Genomic DNA, 24,283 nt, shown 5'->3' with positions numbered 1-24,283 from the left:
TACCGCGCGAACTTCACGGATTTTTTGTGATCATAATCACACTAATAACCCCACCAATAGGCCATTTATAGTGACTTTGATCACATTTACTCAGTGTAAAAAAACCACAAAAGAGACAAAACTCGCTTAAATCCAACAAAAACGTGATTTAAGTCACATTTAATTGATGCGTGTTTGTTTTTAAATTGTGATGTAAATCACAATTTATTTGTCAGTGATGACCGAATCCTGTTCTAAGGGCTTTCTTCCCTGTGAGCATTCATCCTGTCGGGAAATCGCTGTGCGATGAATGAAAGAAAACTACATGTCGAAAAAACGATGATTAATTGAAGTGTAGTACAGAAGCGTCGCACAAGAAGTGAGCAAGCTGTTGGAAAGACTGGAAGGGAACTGTCGGAACAGAAAGGCAGAAGCCAAACATCGGCTTCTGCCTTTACACTATTACTGGGTCACGCTTGAGACGGTTTTCTGCGCATTCAGTAAATCCTGCTGCTTAGCCACCAGATTCGACATCATGGTGTTGTACTGCGTTGCCTGCTGGGAAGTACGGAACTGCACGCCGTTATTGTTGAAGCTCACCTGATTACCTTGAGTACGCAGGAAATCCCCGACCTGGACCAGATCCTGGACGAAACTGGCGGTGGTCGGGATAACTGGCATCAGCGCATTGGCTGGCCCGGTGACAATCTTGTCATAAGCCTGGTTATACACGGCTTTCAGATCGTCGGGTTGCTTCAGTGCTGCCCGTGCGGTATCCGCTTGTGACTTCGCCGACTGAATCTGCTGCCCCAGCAGGTTCAGCGCCCCAACGGACTGTTGCAGCGTATCACGTTTGCTCATGTAGTCCTGCGCGGTGCGGATCTGGTTAATCTGATCCAACGCCGGTGTCAGGCTGGCATCCAATGACTTGGACAATTGCTGGGAAAAACCGACCAAAATGGCGTAATCCCCGGCATAGTTACCGAATTTCTGTTTTTGATCTTCGCTCAGCGTCGGGATTTTCGCGCCGCTGCGCATCACCGTATTCTGTAAGTAATCAATAAACGCCTTGCGTTGTTCCGGCTCTTTATCGCCGCAAGCAGTCAGCTGCATGACCACCAACAATGCCAATACCGGGGCCAACCAACGCGCGAAACTCCTGCTCTGGATCCCTACCGCCATGTGACATAACTCCTGTTATAAACCTGCTTTTTCATCGGACTCCGTCCCTTTTGCTGCACTCCTTGCGCCTATAAGAATAGATCAACTGAGTACGATCCGATACGCGATTCACCGTTCAGGGGCTATTCTTTGGCAATAGAGGGTAACAGCAGCAATTGAAACCAAGCCTTTCCCCACGTCGACGAACTATTAGCAGCACCGAAGGAGAAAACGGAGGGCGTGCCGACCGCAATAAAAAAGGCGCCCTAAGGCGCCTTTTCACAACAGAACGGTTTACTGCAGTACGGAAATATCCGCCACCTGCAGGAACAACTCACGCAGCTTGCTCAGCAACGTCAGACGGTTCACACGCACCGCTTCGTCTTCTGCCATCACCATCACGTTATCGAAGAAGGCATCAACCGGCTCACGCAGATCGGCCAGCTCTACCAACGCATCTTGATAATTGCCTGCAGCGAAATACGGCTCCAGCTTATCGCGCAACACCACCAGATGGGTTGCCAGTTGGATTTCAGCCGCTTCTTTCAATACCGAGGCGTGTACGCGGTCATTCAGCGTATCAGTAGACTTAGCCAGGATGTTAGAGACACGTTTGTTAGCCGCAGCCAGCGCTGCCGCGGCTTCCAACGTACGGAAGTGCGTCACCGCTTTCACACGTGCATCAAAGTCAGCCGGTTTGGTCGGACGACGAGCCAACACCGCCTGGATGGTGTCGACCGCATGGCCTTCTTCCTGGTACCAAGCGCGGAAACGACCCAGCATGAACTCAACAACTTCGTCGACAACCTTGGTGTTGGTCAGCTTGCTGCCGTACAGGCGCACAGCCTCTTCGGTCAGCGTCTGCAGATCCAGCGACAGATTCTTCTCAACGATAATACGCAGCACACCCAATGCGGCACGACGCAGCGCAAACGGGTCTTTATCACCTTTCGGATGTTGCCCAATACCGAAAATACCGGCCAGGGTGTCCATCTTGTCGGCGATCGCCAGCGAACAAGCCACCAGCGATTCCGGCAGTGCATCACCGGCAAAGCGCGGCTGGTACTGCTCGTTCAGCGCAACGGCAACGTCTTCCGCTTCGCCGTCATGGCGCGCGTAGTGCATACCCATCACGCCCTGGGTGTCGGTGAATTCGAAGACCATGTTGGTCATCAGATCACACTTCGACAGCAGGCCCGCGCGGGTAGCGTGGTTGACGTCAGCACCAATCTGGCCGGCAACCCAGCCCGCCAACGCCTGAATACGGTCAGTCTTGTCACGCAGGGTCCCCAGTTGCTGTTGGAACAGCACGGTTTCCAGACGCGGCAGATTGTCTTCCAGACGTTTTTTGCGGTCGGTGTTGAAGAAGAATTCGGCATCGGCCAAACGCGGACGCACAACCTTCTCGTTACCGGAGATGATTTGCTGCGGATCTTTGGATTCGATATTGGCCACGAAGATAAAGTTCGGCATCAGTTTGCCCGCCGCGTCATACACCGGGAAATACTTCTGGTCGCCCTTCATGGTGTACACCAGCGCTTCTGCCGGTACCGCCAGGAATTTCTCTTCGAATTTGGCAGTCAGCACCACCGGCCATTCCACCAACGAGGCCACTTCTTCCAGCAGGCTTTCGCTCAGATCGGCTTTACCACCAATTTTCGCCGCCGCCAGTTCAGCGTCACGCTTGATCAGCGCTTTGCGCGTATCGTAATCGGCGATAACCTTGCCACGCTCCTGCAGGATCTGCGGGTATTGATCGGCGTTGTCGATAGTGAATTCAGCTTCACCCATGAAGCGATGACCACGAATCGTGCGAGCAGAATCAATGCCCAGCACGGTACCTGGTATCAGTTCTGCACCCAGCAGCATCGTCACGGTGTGCACTGGACGCACGAACTGCACGTCGGAATCACCCCAGCGCATCAGTTTCGGGATAGGTAGCTTGGCCAGCGAACTGCTAACCATGCCCGCCAGCAGCGCTTGTGCGGACTGGCCTTTAACATGGGCGCGATACAGCAACCATTCACCTTTGTCGGTCGCCAGGCGCTCGGCCTGATCGACGGTGATGCCACAACCGCGTGCCCAACCTTCGGCTGCTTTGCTTGGTTTGCCGTCAGCATCAAACGCCTGAGCAATCGCCGGACCGCGTTTTTCGACTTCGCGATCGGCCTGTGCAGCGCTCAAATTAGCCACTTTCAACGCCAGACGGCGCGGAGCGGCAAACCAGCTCACTTCGCCGTGCTCAAGATTGGCGTTATCGAGCTCGGCGGTAAAATTCGCGGCAAAAGCTTCTGCCAGTGAACGAAGAGCCTTCGGCGGCAGCTCTTCCGTGCCGATTTCCACCAGGAAAGTCTGTTGAGTCATGGCTGCCTCTTAGTTCTTGTTCTTTTTGCACATTGGGAAGCCCAGCGCTTCGCGGGAAGCGTAGTAGGCCTCAGCAACGGCTTTGGTCAGCGTGCGGATACGCAGAATATAACGCTGACGCTCAGTCACTGAGATCGCCTTGCGCGCATCCAACAGGTTGAAAGTGTGACCAGCCTTCAGAATACGTTCGTAAGCCGGCAACGGCAGTGGTTTTTCCAGCGCCAGTAGCGACTGGGCTTCTTTCTCATACTGCTCGAAGCAGGAGAACAGGAAGTCCACGTCGGCGTATTCGAAGTTGTAGGTAGACTGCTCCACTTCGTTCTGATGGAACACGTCGCCATAGGTGGTGACACCCAACGGACCGTCGCTCCACACCAGATCGTAGACGCTGTCCACGCCCTGGATGTACATCGCCAGACGTTCCAGGCCGTAAGTGATCTCGCCGGTGACGGGCTTGCACTCCATGCCGCCGACCTGCTGGAAGTAAGTGAACTGCGTCACTTCCATACCGTTCAGCCACACTTCCCAACCCAGCCCCCAGGCGCCAAGCGTCGGGTTTTCCCAGTTGTCTTCAACGAAGCGGATGTCGTGAATGGTCGGATCCAGACCCAGCTCTTTCAACGAGCCCAGGTACAGTTCCTGAATGTTGTCCGGCGATGGCTTAATCACCACCTGGAACTGGTAATAGTGTTGCAGGCGGTTCGGGTTTTCACCGTAGCGGCCGTCGGTCGGACGGCGGGACGGCTGCACATAGGCGGTGGCCATCGGCTCCGGCCCCAGTGCGCGCAGGCACGTCATCGGGTGTGAGGTTCCCGCGCCAACTTCCATGTCCAGTGGTTGAACAATGGTGCAGCCTTGGCGCGCCCAATAGTCCTGCAGTGTCAGGATCAGGCCCTGAAAGGTCTTGGTATCAAACTTTTGCATGTTGAATTCGCACGCGATACAAGTGGATTTAAATGGGATGCGCCAGTATACCCGTTGACCGTAAGATATACAGCCTGAATCCAGTAACAAGTGCGAATCATCAAAGAAGCGCGCTCTTTTCACGCACTGAAATGGGGCAAATGCGCTCACACAGCGCCTGTTAATGCCCGACAGACCGTTATCCCCCCCTTCTCCCAGTAGTCCCAGAGGCTGGCATCAACCTTGCTAGTGTCCTGATATCCACATTTCAGGAGGTTCGCTGATGACTAACGCCTTAACCGACAGCCGCTATCGCTACCGTATTTTCGCCATGGTGTTCTTTATTGCGCTGATCAACTACGTCGATCGCGGCGCACTGTCCTTTGCTGCCAATGATATCTCCCATGAATTCAACTTCAATAAAGCGCAACTGGGTGCCGTGCTGGGATATTTCGGGTTCGGATATTTGTTTGGCTCATTGTGTGGGGGTTTTCTGGCCGATCGCATTGGCACCAAAAAAGTCTGGCTGATCGCCGGAGCGTTGTGGTCGTTATTGGAAATCGCCACCGCCTGGGCTGGCGAACTGGGTGTGGCGCTGTTTGGCGGATCGGCGATCATGGGTTTCGCCGCACTGCGTATCATGTTCGGCTTTGCCGAAGGCCCGGCCTATGCACTGATGAACAAAACCATCGCTAACTGGGCTCCACGCAAAGAACGGGGATTTTCTCTGGGCATCGGCCTACTGAGTACGCAAGTGGGTTCACTGCTGACAGCACCGCTAGCGGTAGGGCTGCTGCTGCTAACCGATGACTGGCGCAGCATGTTTATTCTGCTGGGCCTGTTCTCGTTAATCGCCATTTTGCTGTTCGCCCGTTTCTTCGCCGACACGCCGCAGGAGCATCCTGAAGTTAACGCCGCCGAACTGGCGGCTATCCGTGCCGATCAGGAAGCCGATGACAATCAACCGCGTCTGCCATGGTGGGTTTTCTTTACCAACCGTACGCTGGTGTTTAACGCCCTGGGCTACTTCTCTTTCCTCTACGTCACCTTTGTGCTGGTCACTTGGGGGCCCAAATACCTTCAGGATACCTTTAACTACGATCTGCACTCTCTGTGGTATGTGGCAATGATTCCGTGGAGTGGCGCGTGTTTCACCGTGCTGCTCGGCGGCCGTATCGCCGATGCATTACTACGTCGCTTTGGTAACCTGCGGCTGGCGCGCAATCTGTTTGCTGCGATAACACTGCTGTTAACCGCCACCTGCTTCCTGCTCATCCCTTTCATGAGCACGCCAACCGAAATCATCCTGTTGATGACTTTAGGCAATGCGCTGAATGCACTGGTGAATAACGTGTATTGGTCGGTGGTGATCGACGTTACGCCAAAGGCTTCAGTAGGGGCTTACAGCGGCATGACGCTGGCGATTGCCAATATTGCCTCGATCACCGCGCCTATGTTGAGCGGTTGGTTGGCGCAACACCACGGCTATGGCGCGATGTTCTTCGCCACTGCCGTGGTGTCTTTTTGCAGCATGCTGTGCATGACGCTACTGCAGCCAGAAAGAAAGATAGGGGCCGACAGCACGCAACCAAACCATGGCAGCACGCAGCAACCCGCCAGATTATAACAACTCAGAATCGCGCACTGACACCGACGTTATACATAAACTGTTCGCCACTACTCAGCCCACCGGTCTGCGAAACGGTGGCGAACGCCGCGACTTGATCGGTCAGTGGCATATTCGCCCCCACCGTCACATCCACCCAATTTTTATCCTGGTTGGCACTGTCGCGGGTAAACGAAGTCTGCGTGGATTTTAGTCCACCGCCAGCCCGATAAACATCATCACCAAACTGATGTTGGTAACTCACTTCAGCATATGGGTTAAACAGGCCAAATTTGGTGTCCAGTCGCCAACCCAATGCGCCGATCTGCGAATGGTAAGTTTGGTCATTAAATCTCATCGCCGTGCTGTCGCTGCCGTCCTCGCTATAGCCGGAGACATTACTGTAATCCCAGGCAAACTGCGCCATCGGTCCCGTAGTCAGGTAAGAGGTGATGGGGAAGTCGTAACCGGTAGTCACACGAGCTCCCCACTGTTTACCGTCTGTGCTGCCGGTTTCAGTACGGGTCAGCGATCCAAGCTGCATACTACGGCGAATATCATCGTAATCCATCGTCGCATAGTGCAAATCAGCATTCACCCAACCGTGCTCAAACACACTGAGAGAAGTAAAAGCAGAAAACAGCAGACCACGCGCTTTGTATTCATAGCGACTGGATGGTTGTTGATCATCATTGGAGCCAGAGATCAATGCACCGATCAGCCAGGCATCTGTCAGTTGGTAATCCACCCCGATCGTCAAATTATGGGTAGTGGCATTGCCATCACCTGCCGCAAGATTGGAAGAGTAATCATAGTGTTGTCCGGCATAACCACCGAACACGCCCAAAGCCCCTTGCGGGTTATTATCGTTACTGCGCAACTGCTGGAAACGGCTGTCGAGGGTAGCGCGGCTGTCACGCGCCATGGCCGCCGTCGCCTGATTCAGCGCCACAACCTGCGCCGGGCCGTCCAGCACTGCCTGAATGTAATCGGCGATCAGTTGATGTGCCTGCGGGCTGGGGTGGAAATGGTCAGCGAACAAGTAGGACTGGCTACTGTCGAAACCAGGCATTGTCGAACTGCACACCGCAGAAGAGACACCCGGCGGGCAGGCCATGCCTGCGGTATTGGTGAAACCAAACTGCGCTGGGTTGGCAATCGCCTCACTAAACAGTTTATTCACGTCGACCCGAACGATATTACCGCTGCCCTGCGCCAGCAGACGATCCTCGCTCTGGTTATAAAAATCGGCCAGTTGCCCAGCCTGGGCACTCAGGCTGTCAAAAGCGGCAATCAACTGCGCGGCAATGGCCTGCTGTACCTGCGGGATTGCGCTGCCTTGTGCCGCTGCGGCAGTCAGGGCTTGGTGAATGGCCTGAGTCCGAGAGGCATTATCTGGCGTGGCCAATGAATTGAGCGTGGCATAAGCAGCCTGTACCGCAGCGTTTTGCACTGGGGTCAGCGCCTGCTGGATAATCAGCTCCATCAACTGCGGCGTAGAGCCAATATTCGGCACCGTCGGTACGATCACCGTGCCGGCGCCGGCATTCAAAAGCGAGTGAACCTGCGCAGCCGCCGCAGCAGCACTGTTATAGGCTACCCCCGGCGCGGTTGTCGGGTTTAACGCCGCCGCCGCCAGATCGTTTCCGCCAATCCAGTGAATATACAGACCATCACCATCAGCCCGGCCATTGACTCGGTTGAGGTAGCTCTGTACCTGATCCTGAGTATTGTCTGCCGGATTGAGTGCCGGTACCGCGACACCACCACCCGCAGCGTAGTTATAACCGCCATCGTCTGAGGCCACTAACGCAGCACCAATTCGCTGTGCCAGCACTTCGTCATATAACTGATGCTTATTACTGTCGTAGGTAAAACGGCCATTGTTACCCGTGTCGCTCAAGCTGTCGCCAAAAACATAGAGCTGGTCATAGGCCTGCGCCGGGGTCGTCATACTGCATAATATCGCCACTGCAAGCACCGCTGGACGGGGCATGCACATTATTTTTAGAGGCATGAATAGACTCCTGAGAGCCAGCAAATGAAGGAAAATACGTTTTTATCATTGGCCTTTTTCGTTTCCGGCCATTTAGTAAATATTGCTGGCTTTTTCGTCACGTCAAGCCGACTGATGATAAAACAATCATGGGCTTGCCAAGTTCACCACTTCGGGCGATGATTACTGTAGATAAACACAGCATAAGGACAGTCAGTATGACCAGCGAACGTTGCGGTTGGGTGACGGCAGATCCGTTATACCTCGAGTATCACGACAAGGAATGGGGCGCACCAACCACCGATGCGCATGAACTGTTTGAAATGCTGTGCCTGGAAGGGCAACAGGCTGGCCTGTCCTGGATCACCGTGCTTAAAAAACGTGAGAATTACCGGCGGGCTTTCCACAATTTTGATCCACAGCGGATAGCCGCCATGGGCGAACAAGAAGTGGAAGCGCTGATGCAAAACAGCGGTATTATCCGCCACCGAGGCAAGCTCGAAGCCATCATCGCTAACGCCCGGGCCTACCTGGCAATGGAAGCGGCCGGTGAGGATTTTGTCACCTTTATCTGGGCATTTGTCGACGGCGAACCCCAGCTCAATAGCTGGCAAGAACTGGCCCAAGTGCCGGCGAAAACCGACCGGTCAGACGCCTTGTCCAAGGCGCTGAAAAAACGTGGCTTCAAATTTATCGGCTCCACCACCTGCTACGCCTTTATGCAAGCCAGCGGGCTGGTGAACGATCACCTGACAGGATGCCTCTGCTACCCAAAGCCGCAGTGATCCACCCTTGCCGTCCGGCCGATCTCGAACAGCTTATGGCCCTGTGGCTACCCAGTACTATCGCCGCCCATCCGTTCGTAAAAGAAAGCTATTGGCGGGAAAGCGAAACACTGGTGCGAGAAAACTATCTGCCACGAGCACATAGCTGGGCATATTGGCATGCGGGAAAAATCGTCGGGTTTATCAGTGTGCTGGATCAACGCTTCATTGGGGCGTTATTTGTTGAGCGAGCATTTCACGGCCATGGCGTCGCTCAGGCACTCATGGCGCACGTACAACAGCGCTATCCCCAGCTAAGCCTGGAAGTGTATCAGCAAAATCTGCGCGCCTGCGCGTTCTACCACAAGCAAGGTTTCCAGGTCACACAACGCCTGTTTAATGAAGAAACTCAAGCCTATACGTTGATCATGAACTGGGCATCCACAGTTTAAATTTTGTCACTTTTGGCTAAAAATGGCGCACTCCGCACCGAAGTGCGCTCAATTCAGAATCCGCTGCATGGTATTCCCCTGCTTTTTCCCGGATAACTGGCGCAGCCCGCTTGCTACTTATAATTTGTCACGTTTTTTTCCGGAACTGCTGGAGAGGATACGCGTCATAGTAGCGCCGCAGCTTGGTATACCGGGTTGCCAATGGCTTTTTTAGCGTCCCCCAGATTGGACTGACGCACACAGATTCTGATGCCAAAAAGGAAAAAATATGAATAAACGCATTGCGATTATTGCCGGCGCGGTGAGCATTGCGCTCACGCTGTCAGCCTGTACCACTAACCCGTACACCGGGGAATCTGAAGCCGGTAAATCCGGTATTGGCGCAGGGATCGGCGCGGCATTGGGCGCAGGCGTAGGCATGCTGTCCTCGTCGAAGAAAGATCGCGGCAAAGGCGCATTGATCGGCGCTGCGGCCGGTGCAGCATTGGGTGGCGGCGCAGGTTATTACATGGACGTGCAGGAAGCCAAACTGCGCGACAAAATGAAAGGTACCGGCGTTAGCGTTACCCGTCAGGGCGACAATATCGTGCTGAACATGCCGAACAATGTGACCTTCGACAGCAGCAGTGCCACCTTGAAACCGGCGGGCGCCAACACCCTGACCGGCGTGGCCATGGTGTTGAAGGAATACCCGAAAACGGCAGTTAACATCATCGGTTATACCGACAGCACCGGCTCCCGTGCCCTGAATATGACTCTGTCGCAACAACGTGCAGACGGCGTTGGTAGTGCGCTGATCACTCAGGGTGTGGCGGCAAGCCGTATCCGTACTTCAGGTGCCGGTCCGGATAACCCGATCGCCTCCAACAGCACAGCAGAAGGCAAGGCGCAAAACCGCCGCGTTGAAATCACGCTCAGCCCACTGCAGTAATCTCGTGCGGGGTGTTATGCCCCGCCGTTTCTTATCCCCCGCAATCCTGACTGTCTCCCATTGAACATTCCCGGCTCCGTATCGGGTGTGTTAGTCTCCTTGGCAATTAACCACAGGGGAGATCGGCTGTGAGCAGTGTTAAGGCAATACGCGCCTCGGGGCGAGCCACCATTAGCGATGTGGCGAAAACCGCCAAGACAGGTAAAACCAGCGTGTCGCGCTATCTCAATGGTGAGCAGCACCTACTTTCTGACGATCTCAAACAGCGTATTGAACAAGCAATCCACCAGCTCGACTATCGACCAAGCCAGATGGCACGCAGCCTGAAGGGCGGTCAAACCCGGCTGATTGGACTCATCATTGCTGATATCACCAATCCTTATTCGGTAGACGTGATGCGCGGCATCGAAGCGGCCTGCCGCCAGCACGGTTTTACCCTGTTAGTGTGTAACACCAACAATGAGGTCAATCAGGAACAGCACTACCTGCAACTGCTCAGCAGCTACCGGGTGGAAGGCATTGTGGTGAATGCCGTCGGCATGCGCGAAGAGGCCCTGTCGACACTGCAACAATCCATGCTGCCTATGGTGCTGATCGACCGCAAAATTCATGACTTCGCCTGTGACGTCGTAGGCCTCAATAACCACGAAGCGGCAACGATCGCCACGGAGCACCTTCTACAACAAGGGTTCGAAGCCATCCTGTTCCTCAGCGAACCGATCGGCACGGTGAACACCCGGCTGGAGCGGCTGCACGCTTTTAATCAAACCATGGCACAACATGCCGGATTATTGGCTGAACAGGCTGAAACGCCGCTTAACGACCTGAAGCAACTGGAAGACGTGCTCAGCAATTTTAATACTCGCCATCGCGGCATGCGCAAAGCGGTGATCTCCGCCAACGGCGCCCTGACCCTGCAGGTGGCACGTGCTATGCGCCGCCTGGGTATCCAGTGGGGTAGCGATATTGGCCTGTTGGGCTTTGATGAGTTGGAATGGGCCGAGTTGGCCGGTGTCGGCATCACCACCCTGAAACAACCCACCTATCAAATGGGCCATGCTGCGCTTGAACAACTGGTGCAACGCATTCAAGGCCTGGATACGCCAATCAGCGAACAAATGTTCCCCGGTGAGCTGATCGTACGCGGTTCCACCACCCGATAATCTCCCTTCTTTCCCGCAGGGGCACAGCCCATGGCCCCCTGCACAGCTCGACTCAGACTATTTTTTGCTCAGGTTCGTGATTGCGATCATATTTTTACACTCTGTCGCTTTCGCATGGAACCGGTACCATTTAACGTGTGGTTAACAGCATCGGTGGGACTAACACCTCCTCAGGAGCAAAAATGACCAGAGAAATTATCATAGTGACCGGCGCCTACGGCACCGATACCGTCCAGCAGCTCGGTGGCCAGGCCGCTTTACTGCCGATCATCGCCGGTGCAGGTGCCGACGGCGTAGAAATTCGCCGCGAACTGTTTTCTGTTCAGGATCTACAGGCCCTGCCGGCTCTGGCTCAGGCCATTGAACAACAGCAACTGTTTGCCGTTTACTCCGCACCTGAAGCCCTGTTTACCCCACAGCACACTCTGAACCCAAACCTGGCGGCTCTGCTGGCGGAAGCCCAGACGTTGAATGCGCGCCAGTTAAAATTATCCTTGGGTCATTACCAACCGGGCTTCGATTTTACCGAATTGAAAGTGGCACTGGAGCAGCATCCGGTCAGCCTGGTGGTGGAAAATGACCAGACCCCGGACTGCGGCATTCTGTCACTGCTGAATGCCTTTTTCCACGCTGCTGAAGATAACCGTCTGCCGGTCAGCATGACTTTCGATATGGCCAACTGGCACTGGGTGGGGCAAGACGCCTTCGCCGCCGCCGAACGTCTGGCTCGCCACGTCAGCTATGTCCACGTTAAAGCCGCAACCCATGGTCTACGCGGTTGGCGCGCCGTAGCGCTGGACGACAGCGATGGCAGTTGGCGCGATCTGCTGACCCGCTTACCACTGGATGTACCACGCGGCATTGAATTCCCATTGCAAGGCGACAACCTGGAAGATGTCACCCGCTACTACGTTAACCTCCTGCGTGCGGAGTAAACACCATGACCATGCTAACAGCCGCACATAACGGGCAATTGGACGTTGTCACGCTGGGTGAAGCCATGGCGATGTTCGTGGCAACACAAACCGGTGATCTGGCGGACGTGGAAACCTTCACCAAACGCATTGCAGGGGCAGAGCTGAATGTGGCGATCGGCCTTGCACGTCTGGGGCTGAACGTTGGCTGGGTCAGCCGCGTCGGCAACGATACTTTTGGTCGTTTCACCCTGCAACAGCTGAAAAAAGAAGGCATTAACGCTAAACAGGTCACGGTAGACGGCAATTACCCGACCGGCTTTCAGATCAAATCTAAAACCACCGATGGTACCGATCCCAGCGTGGAGTATTTCCGCAAAGGCTCGGCGGCCAGCCACCTGTCGGTCGACGATTTCAACCGCGAATACTTTGGTTCCGCTCGCCATCTGCACCTGAGCGGCGTAGCGGCAGCCCTGTCCGGCCAATCGCTGGCGCTGTGTCACCATGCCGCGCGGGAGATGCGTGCGATGGGCAAAACCATTTCGTTCGACCCTAATTTACGTCCGGTGCTGTGGTCCAGCCAGCAAGTGATGATCGAGCAATTGAATAAATTGGCGCTTGCCGCCGACTGGGTGTTGCCGGGGCTGAAAGAAGGACAAATCCTCACAGGCCAATCAACCCCAGAAGGCATTGCCGATTTTTACCTGGAACGCGGCGTGCAGGCCGTGATCATCAAAACCGGCCCGGACGGCGCCTGGTTTAAAACCGCCGCCGGCGACCAGGCGGCTGTAGCTGCTATTAAAGTCGACAACGTGGTGGACACCGTGGGGGCAGGCGACGGTTTTGCCGTCGGCACCCTTAGCGCCCTGCTGGAAGGCAAAACGCTGAAACAGGCGGTTCAACGCGGTAACAAAATCGGCTCGCTGGCGATCCAGGCCATTGGCGACAGCGAAGGTTTGCCAACCCGCGCAGCACTGGCTGAATAAATATAACAAACATAATCGGTTAACCGACTTCTCCATATGACGTGTACCTCTGGCCCTACAACCAGGACGCGTTGAGAGAACACTGAGGAATCTGAACATGAACAAAGCGACTATCGCGGCTAAACGCTGGTGGTACATCATGCCCATCGTGTTTATCACCTACAGCCTGGCCTATCTCGACCGTGCCAACTTCAGCTTTGCTTCGGCCGCCGGCATTAATGACGATCTGGGCATCACCAAAGGCATGTCATCGCTGCTGGGTGCGCTGTTTTTCCTCGGCTATTTCTTTTTCCAGATCCCCGGCGCTATCTATGCCGAACGCCGCAGCGTTAAAAAACTGATTTTCTGGTGCCTGATCCTGTGGGGGGCCTGTGCCTCACTGACCGGCATGGTCAGTAATATCCCCATGCTGGCCGCTATCCGCTTTATCCTCGGCGTGGTGGAAGCCGCGGTAATGCCAGCGATGCTGATTTACATCAGTAACTGGTTCACCAAATCAGAACGCTCACGCGCCAATACCTTTTTGATCCTCGGCAACCCGGTGACGGTGTTGTGGATGTCGGTGGTTTCCGGCTACCTGATCCACGCCTACGGCTGGCGTGAAATGTTTATCTTTGAAGGCATTCCGGCGGTAATCTGGGCCTTCTGCTGGTGGGTGCTGGCCAAAGACAAACCCGCCCAGGCCAAATGGCTGAGCGACAATGAAAAGCAGGCGTTGCAGCAGCAGTTGGAAGAAGAACAAAAAGGCATTAAAGCGGTGCGCAACTACGGTGAAGCCTTCCGCTCACGCAACGTTATTTTGCTGTGCGCACAGTATTTTGCCTGGAGTATTGGTGTGTACGGCTTCGTGCTGTGGTTGCCTTCCATCCTGCGAAGCGGCATGCAGATGGGTATGGTGGAAGCTGGCTGGCTGTCGGCGGTGCCTTATCTGGCAGCGACTATCGCCATGATCCTGGTGTCCTGGGCTTCCGATAAAATGCAAAACCGTAAGCTGTTCGTCTGGCCACTGTTGCTGATTGGCGCGCTGGCTTTCTTCGGCTCTTACGCCGTCGGCGCCAACCATTTCTGGGTCTCTTACACTCTGTTGGTGATTGCCGGTGCCGCCATGTATGCCCCTTATGGGCCTTTCTTCGCCATCATTCCTGAAATGCTGCCGAAAAACGTCGCCGGTGGCGCGATGGCACTGATCAACAGCATGGGTGCACTGGGCTCTTTCTTCGGCTCGTGGTTTGTCGGTTACCTGAACGGCGCTACTGGTAGCCCGGCAGCTTCTTATATGTTTATGGCCATTGCCCTGCTGGCAGCGGTGGTGCTGACGCTGGTAGTCAAACCCGCTCGCAACGAGGCCCAACCACAGCTGGCTTAGTCTCGTTATAATTTATTTTTTGTTGAATATACCCAATGGATTTCAGGCTGCAGCTAGGCGACAAACGAACTTCCCCCAGGCGCTTACTTAAGTAAGTAACTGGGGGAAGTTCGAGCAGTTAACAACGCTGCAGTCTGAAAGACGAAGGGTATTGCTGGAGTTCGTGATGAAGCCTTCTATCGTTTTATACAAAAACATCCCTGCCGACCTGCGTGAACGACTGGAACAGCACTTCACCGTGCACGCCTTCGACGGCCTGACCCCGGATAACCGCGATGAGCTGCGCCAGGCGTTGCAACAGGCGGAAGGGATCATCGGTTCCGGCGGCAAAATTGATGAGGCCTTCCTGCAACAGGCACCAAAACTGCGTGCGGCCTCAACCATTTCCGTCGGTTACGATAATTTCGACGTCGACGCGCTTAATGCTCATAACGTGCTGCTGATGCATACCCCCACCGTGCTGACCGAAACCGTCGCCGATACCATCATGAGTTTGGTGCTGGCGACAGCGCGCCGGGTGGTGGAAGTAGCTGAGCGGGTGAAAGCCGGCGAGTGGCAAGGCAGTATCGGGGCGGACTGGTTTGGCGTCGACGTGCACCATAAAACCATTGGCATTCTCGGTATGGGCCGTATCGGCCTGGCACTGGCGCAACGTGCACACTTCGGTTTTGGTATGCCGGTGCTGTACAACGCGCGCCGTACCCATGAAGAGGCCGAACAACGCTTTAACGCTCGCCGTTGTGATCTGGACACTCTATTGGCCGAATCCGATTTTATCTGCATTACGCTGCCGCTGACTGATGAAACCTTCCATATGATCAGCCGTGACCAATTGGCGAAGATGAAAAAGAGCGGCATTTTGATCAATGCTGGCCGTGGTCCCGTCGTAGATGAAGCGGCACTGATCGAAGCACTGCAAAACGGAACCATCCACGCAGCCGGGCTGGACGTGTTTGAAAAAGAACCACTGCCGGTATCTTCGCCGTTGCTGTCGCTGCCAAACGTGGTGGCACTGCCGCATATCGGTTCTGCAACCCATGAGACTCGCTATGGCATGGCCGAATGTGCCGTCGACAACCTGATTGCCGCACTGACCGGCACGGTAACTGAAAACTGCGTTAATCCGCAGCTACTGAAAAAATAGTCATGATGGGTGGGGTTTCCCCGCCCATTTTCTTCCACTTATCTCCCCCTTCCTTCTCCTCCCAGAAAATAACCTGTTGGGATGAGGCGATCTTTTCAGCATTTGTCACACTGGGCATTACCCTACAATAAAAACGCTTCCTGCCACGCGTACGGAGAGCTATGAAAAATCTAACCCTACCCTTATTGATGCTGCTGTCACCGGCCGCTATGGCAAGCTGGACACTGCAAAGCTTCCCGGTGTTTGATGAATCCACCAGCGGCTTATTCACCAGCCACGCCACGCTGCCAAAGGGCGAACTGCCACTGAAAATTTACCAAGGCCAACAGTGCTGGCAACCCACCACGGCGGCCAAGCTGAATCAAACACTGTCGTTACAACCTTGCGGCGACAGTCCATCGATCAACTGGCGACTTTTCCGCGCCGGTGAATACCAGGTGCGCATAGACACCCGCAGTGGCACACCAACATTACAGCTCAGCCTAATCACCGAGCCGGAAACTGCCGCCACGTCGGTGGCACACACCTGTCAGCGTTGGGACGGCAAACCCGTTACCCTCGACGTGGCAGCCACCTTCGCCGAAGGCGAAACGGTACGTGATTTCTATTCCGGCCAAACGGTAAAAGTCAGCCAAGGAAAAGTCACCCTGCTACCCGCGGATGGTAGCGGAGGATTGCTGTTGCTGGAATCTGCCGACAGCGAGAAGCCCGCACCTTTCAACTGGCACAACGCCACGGTCTATTTCGCCCTCACCGATCGCTTCGAGAACGGTAACCCTGCCAACGATCACAGTTATGGCCGTCGCAGTGACGGCATGCAGGAAATAGGTACCTTTCACGGCGGCGATCTGGCTGGCCTGACGCAAAAATTGGATTATCTACAACAACTCGGCGTCAACGCGCTGTGGATCAGTTCACCACTGGAGCAGATCCACGGTTGGGTCGGCGGCGGCACCAAGGGTGACTTCCCGCATTACGCCTATCACGGCTACTACGCGCTGGACTGGACCCGGCTCGATGCCAACATGGGCAACGAGCAAGATCTGCGTACGCTGGTTGAGCAGGCACACCAACGGGGTATCCGCATTCTGTTCGACGTGGTGGTGAACCACGTCGGTTACGCCACGCTGGCGGATATGCAGACCTTTCAGTTCGGCTCGCTGTATCTGAAGGGAGCAGAAATAGAAAAAACACTGGGTAAGAATTGGGGAGATTGGCGGCCGGGGCCGGGACAAAACTGGCACAGTTTCAACGATTATATCAACTTCAGCGACAAGGCCGGTTGGAGTCACTGGTGGGGCAAGAATTGGATCCGTACCGATATCGGCGACTATGACGCCCCGGGCTATGACGATTTCACCATGTCGCTGGCCTTCCTCCCGGACATCAAAACTGAAGCACCTGGCGTCAGTGGTTTACCGCTGTTTTATCGCCATAAACCCGACACTGCTGCGCGCGAAATTCCCGGAGCCACCACCCGTGACTATTTGACCATTTGGCTCAGCCAATGGGTACGCGACTACGGCATCGACGGCTTCCGTGTCGACACCGCCAAACACGTAGAGAAACCGACGCTGGCGCTACTGAAACAGCGTGCCACGGCAGCGCTGGCTGAGTGGAAAGCCGCTCATCCGCAACAGGCACTGGATAACGCCCCATTCTGGATGACCGGTGAAGCTTGGGGCCATGGCGTCATGAAAAGTGACTACTACCAGAATGGCTTCGACGCGATGATTAATTTTGATTTCCAGGACCAGGCGTCACAGGCGCTGAGCTGCCTTTCCAGTATCGACGCCACCTACCAACAGATGGCCGACAAACTTCAGGATTTCAACGTATTAAGTTATATCTCTTCGCACGATACCCGGCTGTTTTTTGCCAGTGATGCCAAAGGGTCGCTGGCGTTGCAGCAGCGCGCCGCCGATCTGCTGCTGCTAGCCCCCGGCGCGGTGCAAATTTACTACGGTGATGAAAGTGGCCGTCAGCTTGGCCCAAGCGGTTCAGACCCGTTGCAGGGCACGCGTTCCGATATGAACTGGAATGAGCTACTGGGCGACAAAGCCCCACTGTTAGCGCACTGGCAGCGGCTGGGTCAATTCCGCGCTCGCCACCCGGCAATCGGTGCAGGTAACCAGCTGTCGCAACAGACCGCGCAATACTACGCCTTCAGCCGTCGGCTTGGCGACGATAGGGCTATGGTGGTGTGGGTCGGCGATCGGTCACATTAATTCAGATAAATATGCTGAGAAATAACCATCGGGTGAAGTTAACTCCCGGTGGTTATTTTCTGAGCCGCATTGCGCCGGAAATTGTCAGGCGGTATGGTGGGGAATTACCTGCTAAAAACAATACAGCTGCACCTATGACTTTTTCACTTTTCGGCGACAAATTTACCCGTTACGCGGGCATTACCCGTTTAATGGATGACCTGAACGAAGGCCTGCGCACCCCCGGTGCCATCATGCTCGGCGGCGGTAATCCCGCGCAAATTCCAGAGATGGAAAGCTACTTCAAGCAACTGTGCCAGGACATGCTCGACCAGGGCAAACTGACCGAGGCACTGTGTAACTATGATGGCCCGCAGGGCAAAGACGCCCTGCTGAAAGCACTAGCCAATTTGCTGCACGATGAACTTGGCTGGCAGATCTCTCCACAGAATATTGCACTGACAAACGGCAGTCAGAGCGCGTTTTTCTACTTGTTTAACCTGTTTGCCGGGCGCTATGCCGACGGCAGCCGCCGCCGCGTGCTGTTCCCGCTAGCCCCAGAATATATCGGTTATGCCGATGCAGGGTTGGACGAGGGCCTGTTTGTTTCGGCCAAACCCAATATCGAACTGCTGCCAGAAGGCCAATTCAAGTATCACGTTGATTTCGAACATCTGAATATTGGCGACGATATCGGTATGATCTGTGTGTCGCGCCCCACTAACCCAACCGGTAACGTAATCACCGACGAAGAGCTGATGAAGCTCGACCTGCTGGCGCAACAGCGCAATATTCCGCTGGTGATCGATAACGCCTATGGCGTGCCGTTCCCTGGCATTATCTTCAGCGACGCAACGCCGCTGTGGAACCCTAACATTATTCTGTGCATGAGCCTGTCGAAACTCGGCCTACCCGGTTCGCGTTGCGGCATTGTGATCGCCGATGAAAAGACCATCAGTGCCCTGACCAACATGAACGGCATCATTAGCCTGTCACCGGGCAGTATAGGCCCGGCAATGGCGACAGAAATGATCGAACGTGGCGACCTGCTGCGTTTGTCCAACGAGGTGATCCGTCCGTTCTACAAACAGCGTGTCGAGCACACTATCGAGATCATTCGCCGCTACCTGTCGCCAGAGCGCTGTCTGATCCACAAACCGGAAGGGGCAATTTTCCTCTGGTTGTGGTTTAAGGACCTGCCGATCACTACCGAATTGCTTTACCAACGCCTGAAAAAACGTGGTGTGCTGATGGTTCCAGGGCATTACTTCTTCCCGGGGCTGGAGCATGAATGGCCGCATACCCACCAGTGCATGCGGATGAACTACGTGCCGGATCCGGAGAAGATTGAGCGCGGCGTGGCAATACTGGCGGAAGAGATCGAACGCGCTCACCAAGAAGCGAACTGATCATAACGATGGGGCGCACATGCGCCCCATCGTCTTATATTGCCCAGAACAACACCGCCAGCAACTGCGGTGACATGATGCGCAGGAACATCGCCAACGGATAAACCGTGGCATAGGACAGCGCAGCAGCGCCGCTGGTCGGGTGCAAGCCGTTAGCGAAGGCCAGCGCCGGGGGATCGGTCATTGACCCCGCCAGCATGCCAGACAGCGTCAGATAATTCATCTTGCCCACCGTCCGCGCCAGTACGCCCACGCTAAACAGAGGAATCGCGGTAATCAGCGCGCCATAACCAATCCATGCCAGCCCTTCGCCATTAATCAGCGTATCGACAAAGTTACCGCCCGACTTCAGCCCGACCACCGCCAGAAACAGCACGATCCCCAGTTCCCGCAACGCCAGATTGGCACTGGGCGGCATAAACCAGTACAGCTTGCCGATGCTGCCGATACGCCCAAGGATCAGCGCCGCCACCAGCGGGCCACCGGCCAGCCCCAGACGCAATGCCGCCGGGAAACCCGGTATAAACAGCGGGATAGATCCCAACAGCACGCCCAGACCAATACCGATAAACACCGGCAACATTTGCACCTGCTGGAGCTTCTGCTGGGCGTTACCGACAATCGCCGCCACCGCCTCGATAGATTCGGGCCGCCCCACCAGGTTGAGGATGTCACCAAATTGCAGCGTCACATTGCTGCCGGCGACCAATTCAACCCCAGAGCGGTTGAGCCGTGAGATCACCACGTCGTATTTTTGCTTCAGGTTCAGATCGCGGATTTTACTGCCCAACACCTTTTCATTAGTCACTACCGCTCTCACCACCTGTAGCTCTGTACCGCGCGTTGACAGTGAGACGTCGACCTCTTCACCAATAACCAGCCGGGCATTTTCCAGGCTTTCGCGCTTGCCCACCAGGTGCAGATAATCGCCCAGTTCAAGCTTCTCAAGCGGCGCCGGCACCATCAGTAAATCACCACGTTTCAAGCGTGAGCAGATGATGTCCTCACCATTGAGCAGCGGTACATTTTTGACAGCCATCCCCTGCAGGTTAGGGTTGCGTACTGCCACGTTCATGGTGTGCAGCAGTTCACGTTGGTTACCCAGGCTACTTTCAAACGCCTGCGCCTCTTGCTCGATATTAATGTGGAAAAACAGACGTATCAGCCACATCACCAGCAAAATGCCGCAAATACCGAACGGGTAAGCCATGGCGTAACCCATCCCCATCCGATCAACCATTGCAGGGTCTGACCCTAAATCGGTAAGAATTTGCTGCCCGGCGCCGAGTGCGGGGGTATTAGTGACAGCCCCGGAGAACACACCAAGAATGATTGGCAGTGGTACAGCAAACAGTTTGTGAACCACCGCCGCGACGAGCCCACCAACCAGCACCAGTAAAATGGCGAAGCCGTTGAGCCGCAGCCCGGACACCCGCAACGAAGAGAAGAAACCAGGACCGACCTGAATACCAATGGTGTAAACGAACAGGATCAGGCCGAATTCCTGAATAAAATGCAGCATGTCGCCATTAAGATTAAGCTGCCAGCTCTGGGCGAAATGCCCAACGATGATACCGCCGAATAGCACCCCACCAATACCCAGTCCTACCCCGTATATCTTCCAATTACCCATCCACAGCCCGAGAACGGCCACCAACGCCAACATACTGACGGTCAGGGCGATTTCGCTCATTGGTCACATCCTTGCCAGAAGTTTAACAACCGGTTTTGCGGTTAAATACGCACAATTAACAGGGATTTTGGCATAAGCGGGAAGGCACGACTGTGGGGTGCACCACAGAATACAACGGGGGAAGCCCGTTTGGACTTCCCCCGTATAATTTAGCTGTTTTTCAGTCGGTTATTTTGATTCCAACCCCGGCGTGGTGCCGATAGCAATACGCTGTGGTTGCAGGGCTTCCGGCACCTGACGCACCAGATCGATATGCAGAAGGCCGTTTTCAAACTGGGCCTCTGACACCTGCAAATGCTCAGCCAGCGTGAAGGTCAACGTGAACTCTTTACACACCAGCCCTTGGTGCAGATATTCCACCTGTTTTTCTGGCGGTGTTGGTTTGCCGCGCACAGTCAGGCGTGGACCTTCAACCTCAATATCCAGCTCACTTTGTTTGAACCCGGCCAGCGCCAGAGAAATGCGGTAATGGTTGTCGTCGCTTTTCTCGATGTTGTAAGGCGGGAAACCTTGCGGCTCCTGACCGCCCATTGAGCTTGCCAGTTTGTCAAAACCAATCCACTGACGCAGCAGCGGGGATAAATCGTAATTACGCATAGTATAAACTCCTTCTATGAAGCGAGATTTTACCCGTCGTCTTTCAAGCTACTGTGTTGTTACCTGCACTCATTCATCCCAGTCACTTATCAAGATAAGCGCAGTGGGTTAAATGAGCGGGCCCCTTACTGTACTTGAAATTCATAGGGTAAATTAAGCAGTGCCCCCTGACGGCAGGCACGTTAACTAACATTCATTGCACCGGCGGTTCATTCCGCCGTTGAAATAAGAATTATTTAATTTCTATCCGGCGCGGTTTTAATGTTTCTGGAACAATTCGTTCCATATCTATATACAACAAACCGTTTTCCAGCTTGGCGCCTTTAATTTTGATATGCTCGGCCAACTGGAATTTACGTTCAAAGTTCCGCTCAGCAATACCTTGATATAAGTAGGTTCTTTCCGCCGGTTCATTATTATGGGCGCCGCGTACAATCAGCAGATTATCTTGGGTAGTGATTTCCAGCTCCTGCTCGGCAAACCCAGCTACCGCGATCGCGATGCGGTAATGATTTTCATCCACCAGCTCAACATTATAAGGAGGATAGCCGCCATTACCCTGACTCTGACCCGCCTCCAACGCATTAAATAAACGGTCAAAACCAATTGCGGAACGGTAGAGTGGAGAAAGATCGAAATTACGCATAAAACAGCCTCCTAAGGCACTTCAGCGAGGTTGAATAATTAAGCCTTCCATCATGGACAGGCTAAATAATCAGAATTCCCTTACGGCGAATTCTTAATTTGCTTCTGATAAGAAAATGGGGGTGGCTTTCACCATTTCAACCGCTGATGATCAAAAAAATGATAATCAGTGCAGCGAAAGTTTTTTTATCCCTTACAATAAACTGAGACGGCCGCCACAGAGCGGGCTCTTGCTCCTTTTAAAACATCTACAAGATGTTATAGATCAGCAGATTTTGGGGAACAGCACCCTGCAGGATGGAATAATGAAAACGATAAGAGTCATAGCAACCAGTTGCATGCTGTTAGCGACCAACGGCTGCTCCAGCGTGATGAGCCACACCGGCCCGAATCAGGGCTATTATCCGGGTACCCGTGCCAGCATGGATGTGCTGAGGGACGACAATACCAGTTGGGCGATGATGCCACTGGTGGCGCTGGATCTGCCATTCTCGGCGGTGATGGACACGGTGTTACTGCCTTACGACTATATGCGCTCCGGCAGTGACGGTACCGCAGACTCGCCAAGAGCGCGCATCTTGCATGGCGAAGAGCAGAATCTGGCCGCCAGCGGCGATCCTGCCCACGCAGCCACCACCACCCCACATTAACGTATCAGACGCGGGCCACGCGCCCGCGGTTGATTACAGCTCAACCACAAAAATCTGGCTGAATCCGTCAATCTCACGCATAAACGCCACTTTGCTACCGTCCGGTGAGAACACAATAGCGTCCCCCGAAGGCGGCAGCGCAGTACGCTGTGTCAGGCGTTGCATACGGCCACTGGCGACCTCACATAGCATCAGGCTGTTATCACACACCAATGCGATCCTGCCCCCCTGTGGGTGCCAACTAAACGCCGATTGAATACCCTGTTCACCATGAGTGACCTGCCGCGGGTCACCACCGTTGGGTGAGACAACCCACAACTGCACGACACCCGCATCATCCTTCATCAGGCAGGCAATCATACTGCCGTCGGGTGAGCTGCGCAGCCAGTGGCGGGGAGTCGTCACCACACCAGGGAAACGTCGCTGTCCGGTAAACGTCAGTCGCCGTTGGCGTATTCCCAACGGCGGTGCAGGTAAATGCCGTGCAGTGCCCTGTAGCGGCCTGGCTCCGGCTTTGGCGTAATCGGCATCATCCTGTGGCAGATCAACAATGAAAACCTCAGGCAGCTTCTCACCACTACTGGAAAGTGTATCGCCGATAAATGCCAGCGCCCAACGCTGTTGCCGCCCATCGGATCGGGTATAACCACGTTGACCTATCCAGCCTTCTTCATAGGCACGGTTGATCTGGTCACTGCCTGGCTGCGGCTGCGGTGTCGTCTCGCTCACCAATACACAGTAATGGCTGCCATCATATTCACGCGGATGCTGCTTGGGAGGATTCACGCCCTGTAATGGCACGGCTACACCCACGTTGCGCAGATCCAGCGCCGGGTCCAGCTCATGCATCACATGGTCATTATAAGTAAAGCTCAGGCGGCTACCGTCCGGGCTAAAGACATGCACGTGAGTGCCGCCACGCAGTGCGCCGGGGGTATAGGGTGCGGTGATATCCATCGCATCGAGAGTTATGGCCAACTCACGATCCGGCTCGCTGACGATCACCCCGCGACGATGGTGAAAATCATAATGCCAAACGCTGTCCGGATACTCTGGGCCGTGAATAAAGGCATAGCGAGCTGGTGCATCCGGACTGACGGTCACCACACCAACATGAGCGCCGTGTTGTGCGCGATAGACCACCTCTACCACGCCGCTCTCTACGTTCACCCGCTCAATACTCAAGCCAGTAAATGAAGCACCATTCGGGCGTACGTCGTAAGCCAACCACTGGCTGTCCGGCGTCCAGACGTTAATGTTGGTTAACTGATGTCCACGTGGATCAAAAGTCAGCTGTTGTTCCCGATGGCTCATGGCGTCTCTCCTGCATAGGCGGGTACTGAACAGCCATCT

20 protein-coding genes are annotated in these 24,283 nt (G+C 54.7%); 12 read left to right on the top strand and 8 right to left on the bottom strand.

Annotated elements, in window-relative coordinates; genetic code table 11:
• Positions 1-441: 441 nt before the first annotated feature.
• The 3 genes from SGBXF1_RS00370 to glyQ form a co-directional block, all read right to left on the bottom strand.
• Positions 442-1,161 carry a DUF3053 domain-containing protein gene (locus tag SGBXF1_RS00370; protein ID WP_037421136.1) on the bottom strand — a complete coding sequence of 240 codons (720 nt, stop codon included), beginning with the start codon at positions 1,159-1,161 and terminating at the stop codon, positions 442-444.
• 273 nt (positions 1,162-1,434) lie between these two features.
• Complete coding sequence (gene glyS, locus SGBXF1_RS00365; RefSeq protein ID WP_186427647.1) at positions 1,435-3,504, bottom strand: glycine--tRNA ligase subunit beta; 2,070 nt, start codon at positions 3,502-3,504, stop codon at positions 1,435-1,437.
• Positions 3,505-3,513: 9 nt separating this feature from the next.
• Positions 3,514-4,428: a glycine--tRNA ligase subunit alpha gene (glyQ, locus tag SGBXF1_RS00360; RefSeq protein ID WP_037421295.1), complete on the bottom strand. Its 915-nt coding sequence runs from the start codon at positions 4,426-4,428 to the stop codon at positions 3,514-3,516.
• A gap of 262 nt (positions 4,429-4,690) precedes the next feature.
• Here glyQ and SGBXF1_RS00355 point away from each other — a divergent pair, with 262 nt between their 5' ends.
• Entirely contained in the window at positions 4,691-6,034 is a 1,344-nt protein-coding gene (locus tag SGBXF1_RS00355; protein ID WP_061808224.1) for an MFS transporter, read from the top strand.
• A 4-nt stretch (positions 6,035-6,038) separates the two neighbouring features.
• Here the strand turns inward: SGBXF1_RS00355 and SGBXF1_RS00350 are convergent, their stop codons facing one another.
• The gene (locus SGBXF1_RS00350; RefSeq protein WP_186427646.1) at positions 6,039-8,030 is read right to left on the bottom strand and encodes an autotransporter outer membrane beta-barrel domain-containing protein; all 1,992 of its coding nucleotides are present in this window, start codon (positions 8,028-8,030) and stop codon (positions 6,039-6,041) included.
• A 197-nt stretch (positions 8,031-8,227) separates the two neighbouring features.
• On the opposite strand from SGBXF1_RS00350, the gene SGBXF1_RS00345 reads away from it, so the two are divergent.
• The 10 genes from SGBXF1_RS00345 to SGBXF1_RS00300 all read left to right on the top strand — a co-directional run bounded on the left by SGBXF1_RS00345 (position 8,228) and on the right by SGBXF1_RS00300 (position 19,345).
• The gene (locus SGBXF1_RS00345) at positions 8,228-8,794 is read left to right on the top strand and encodes a DNA-3-methyladenine glycosylase I (protein WP_037421145.1); all 567 of its coding nucleotides are present in this window, start codon (positions 8,228-8,230) and stop codon (positions 8,792-8,794) included.
• Positions 8,767-9,225 (top strand): N-acetyltransferase, encoded by a 459-nt coding sequence (locus SGBXF1_RS00340; protein WP_186427645.1) that lies wholly within the window; start codon positions 8,767-8,769, stop codon positions 9,223-9,225. The genes SGBXF1_RS00345 and SGBXF1_RS00340 overlap by 28 nt, the downstream gene beginning before the upstream one ends.
• Before the next feature lie 268 nt (positions 9,226-9,493).
• The gene (locus tag SGBXF1_RS00335; protein WP_186427644.1) at positions 9,494-10,156 is read left to right on the top strand and encodes an OmpA family lipoprotein; all 663 of its coding nucleotides are present in this window, start codon (positions 9,494-9,496) and stop codon (positions 10,154-10,156) included.
• 128 nt (positions 10,157-10,284) lie between these two features.
• Complete coding sequence (locus tag SGBXF1_RS00330; protein WP_082797640.1) at positions 10,285-11,319, top strand: LacI family DNA-binding transcriptional regulator; 1,035 nt, start codon at positions 10,285-10,287, stop codon at positions 11,317-11,319.
• 182 nt (positions 11,320-11,501) lie between these two features.
• A complete protein-coding gene (locus SGBXF1_RS00325; RefSeq protein ID WP_130382832.1) occupies positions 11,502-12,254 on the top strand; it encodes a sugar phosphate isomerase/epimerase family protein in 753 nt (250 codons plus the stop codon).
• Between the two features lie 5 nt (positions 12,255-12,259).
• A complete protein-coding gene (locus SGBXF1_RS00320; RefSeq protein ID WP_130382834.1) occupies positions 12,260-13,219 on the top strand; it encodes a sugar kinase in 960 nt (319 codons plus the stop codon).
• A gap of 97 nt (positions 13,220-13,316) precedes the next feature.
• The gene (locus SGBXF1_RS00315; protein ID WP_017891160.1) at positions 13,317-14,585 is read left to right on the top strand and encodes an MFS transporter; all 1,269 of its coding nucleotides are present in this window, start codon (positions 13,317-13,319) and stop codon (positions 14,583-14,585) included.
• Positions 14,586-14,751: 166 nt separating this feature from the next.
• Positions 14,752-15,729, top strand: a complete 978-nt coding sequence (ghrB, locus tag SGBXF1_RS00310; RefSeq protein ID WP_037421162.1) for a glyoxylate/hydroxypyruvate reductase GhrB — start codon at positions 14,752-14,754, stop codon at positions 15,727-15,729.
• Between the two features lie 161 nt (positions 15,730-15,890).
• A complete protein-coding gene (locus SGBXF1_RS00305; RefSeq protein WP_186427643.1) occupies positions 15,891-17,957 on the top strand; it encodes an alpha-amylase in 2,067 nt (688 codons plus the stop codon).
• A 134-nt stretch (positions 17,958-18,091) separates the two neighbouring features.
• The gene (locus SGBXF1_RS00300; RefSeq protein WP_061808256.1) at positions 18,092-19,345 is read left to right on the top strand and encodes a valine--pyruvate transaminase; all 1,254 of its coding nucleotides are present in this window, start codon (positions 18,092-18,094) and stop codon (positions 19,343-19,345) included.
• 34 nt (positions 19,346-19,379) lie between these two features.
• Here the strand turns inward: SGBXF1_RS00300 and SGBXF1_RS00295 are convergent, their stop codons facing one another.
• From SGBXF1_RS00295 to ibpA, 3 genes are all read right to left on the bottom strand, one after another.
• On the bottom strand, positions 19,380-21,038 hold the full coding sequence (locus SGBXF1_RS00295) for a putative transporter (RefSeq protein ID WP_186427642.1): 1,659 nt from the start codon (positions 21,036-21,038) through the stop codon (positions 19,380-19,382).
• A gap of 168 nt (positions 21,039-21,206) precedes the next feature.
• Positions 21,207-21,635 (bottom strand): small heat shock chaperone IbpB, encoded by a 429-nt coding sequence (ibpB, locus tag SGBXF1_RS00290; RefSeq protein WP_037421171.1) that lies wholly within the window; start codon positions 21,633-21,635, stop codon positions 21,207-21,209.
• Between the two features lie 232 nt (positions 21,636-21,867).
• Entirely contained in the window at positions 21,868-22,281 is a 414-nt protein-coding gene (ibpA, locus tag SGBXF1_RS00285) for a small heat shock chaperone IbpA (RefSeq protein ID WP_037421174.1), read from the bottom strand.
• Positions 22,282-22,585: 304 nt separating this feature from the next.
• Between ibpA and SGBXF1_RS00280 the strand changes: the two genes are divergently transcribed.
• Complete coding sequence (locus SGBXF1_RS00280; RefSeq protein WP_037421302.1) at positions 22,586-22,930, top strand: YceK/YidQ family lipoprotein; 345 nt, start codon at positions 22,586-22,588, stop codon at positions 22,928-22,930.
• A 33-nt stretch (positions 22,931-22,963) separates the two neighbouring features.
• Here SGBXF1_RS00280 and SGBXF1_RS00275 read toward each other — a convergent pair whose 3' ends face one another.
• Complete coding sequence (locus SGBXF1_RS00275; protein ID WP_037421177.1) at positions 22,964-24,244, bottom strand: YidR family protein; 1,281 nt, start codon at positions 24,242-24,244, stop codon at positions 22,964-22,966.
• Positions 24,245-24,283: the final 39 nt, after the last annotated feature.

This window comes from Serratia grimesii, from assembly GCF_900186025.1.
In the GTDB taxonomy this organism is placed as follows: Bacteria; Pseudomonadota; Gammaproteobacteria; order Enterobacterales; family Enterobacteriaceae; genus Serratia; species Serratia grimesii.
This window is presented reverse-complemented; position numbering and strand designations above follow the sequence as displayed.

Coding starts and splice junctions, on each gene's coding strand:
- ibpB (WP_037421171.1), bottom strand. CDS start 21,635: ATGCGTAATTACGATTTATCCCCGCTGCTGCGTCAGTGGATTGGTTTT.
- SGBXF1_RS00340 (WP_186427645.1), top strand. CDS start 8,767: ATGCCTCTGCTACCCAAAGCCGCAGTGATCCACCCTTGCCGTCCGGCC.
- glyQ (WP_037421295.1), bottom strand. CDS start 4,428: ATGCAAAAGTTTGATACCAAGACCTTTCAGGGCCTGATCCTGACACTG.
- SGBXF1_RS00295 (WP_186427642.1), bottom strand. CDS start 21,038: ATGAGCGAAATCGCCCTGACCGTCAGTATGTTGGCGTTGGTGGCCGTT.
- SGBXF1_RS00350 (WP_186427646.1), bottom strand. CDS start 8,030: ATGCCTCTAAAAATAATGTGCATGCCCCGTCCAGCGGTGCTTGCAGTG.
- SGBXF1_RS00345 (WP_037421145.1), top strand. CDS start 8,228: ATGACCAGCGAACGTTGCGGTTGGGTGACGGCAGATCCGTTATACCTC.
- ibpA (WP_037421174.1), bottom strand. CDS start 22,281: ATGCGTAATTTCGATCTTTCTCCACTCTACCGTTCCGCAATTGGTTTT.
- SGBXF1_RS00300 (WP_061808256.1), top strand. CDS start 18,092: ATGACTTTTTCACTTTTCGGCGACAAATTTACCCGTTACGCGGGCATT.
- SGBXF1_RS00315 (WP_017891160.1), top strand. CDS start 13,317: ATGAACAAAGCGACTATCGCGGCTAAACGCTGGTGGTACATCATGCCC.
- SGBXF1_RS00335 (WP_186427644.1), top strand. CDS start 9,494: ATGAATAAACGCATTGCGATTATTGCCGGCGCGGTGAGCATTGCGCTC.
- SGBXF1_RS00370 (WP_037421136.1), bottom strand. CDS start 1,161: ATGGCGGTAGGGATCCAGAGCAGGAGTTTCGCGCGTTGGTTGGCCCCG.
- SGBXF1_RS00325 (WP_130382832.1), top strand. CDS start 11,502: ATGACCAGAGAAATTATCATAGTGACCGGCGCCTACGGCACCGATACC.
- SGBXF1_RS00305 (WP_186427643.1), top strand. CDS start 15,891: ATGAAAAATCTAACCCTACCCTTATTGATGCTGCTGTCACCGGCCGCT.
- ghrB (WP_037421162.1), top strand. CDS start 14,752: ATGAAGCCTTCTATCGTTTTATACAAAAACATCCCTGCCGACCTGCGT.
- glyS (WP_186427647.1), bottom strand. CDS start 3,504: ATGACTCAACAGACTTTCCTGGTGGAAATCGGCACGGAAGAGCTGCCG.
- SGBXF1_RS00355 (WP_061808224.1), top strand. CDS start 4,691: ATGACTAACGCCTTAACCGACAGCCGCTATCGCTACCGTATTTTCGCC.
- SGBXF1_RS00280 (WP_037421302.1), top strand. CDS start 22,586: ATGAAAACGATAAGAGTCATAGCAACCAGTTGCATGCTGTTAGCGACC.
- SGBXF1_RS00320 (WP_130382834.1), top strand. CDS start 12,260: ATGACCATGCTAACAGCCGCACATAACGGGCAATTGGACGTTGTCACG.
- SGBXF1_RS00275 (WP_037421177.1), bottom strand. CDS start 24,244: ATGAGCCATCGGGAACAACAGCTGACTTTTGATCCACGTGGACATCAG.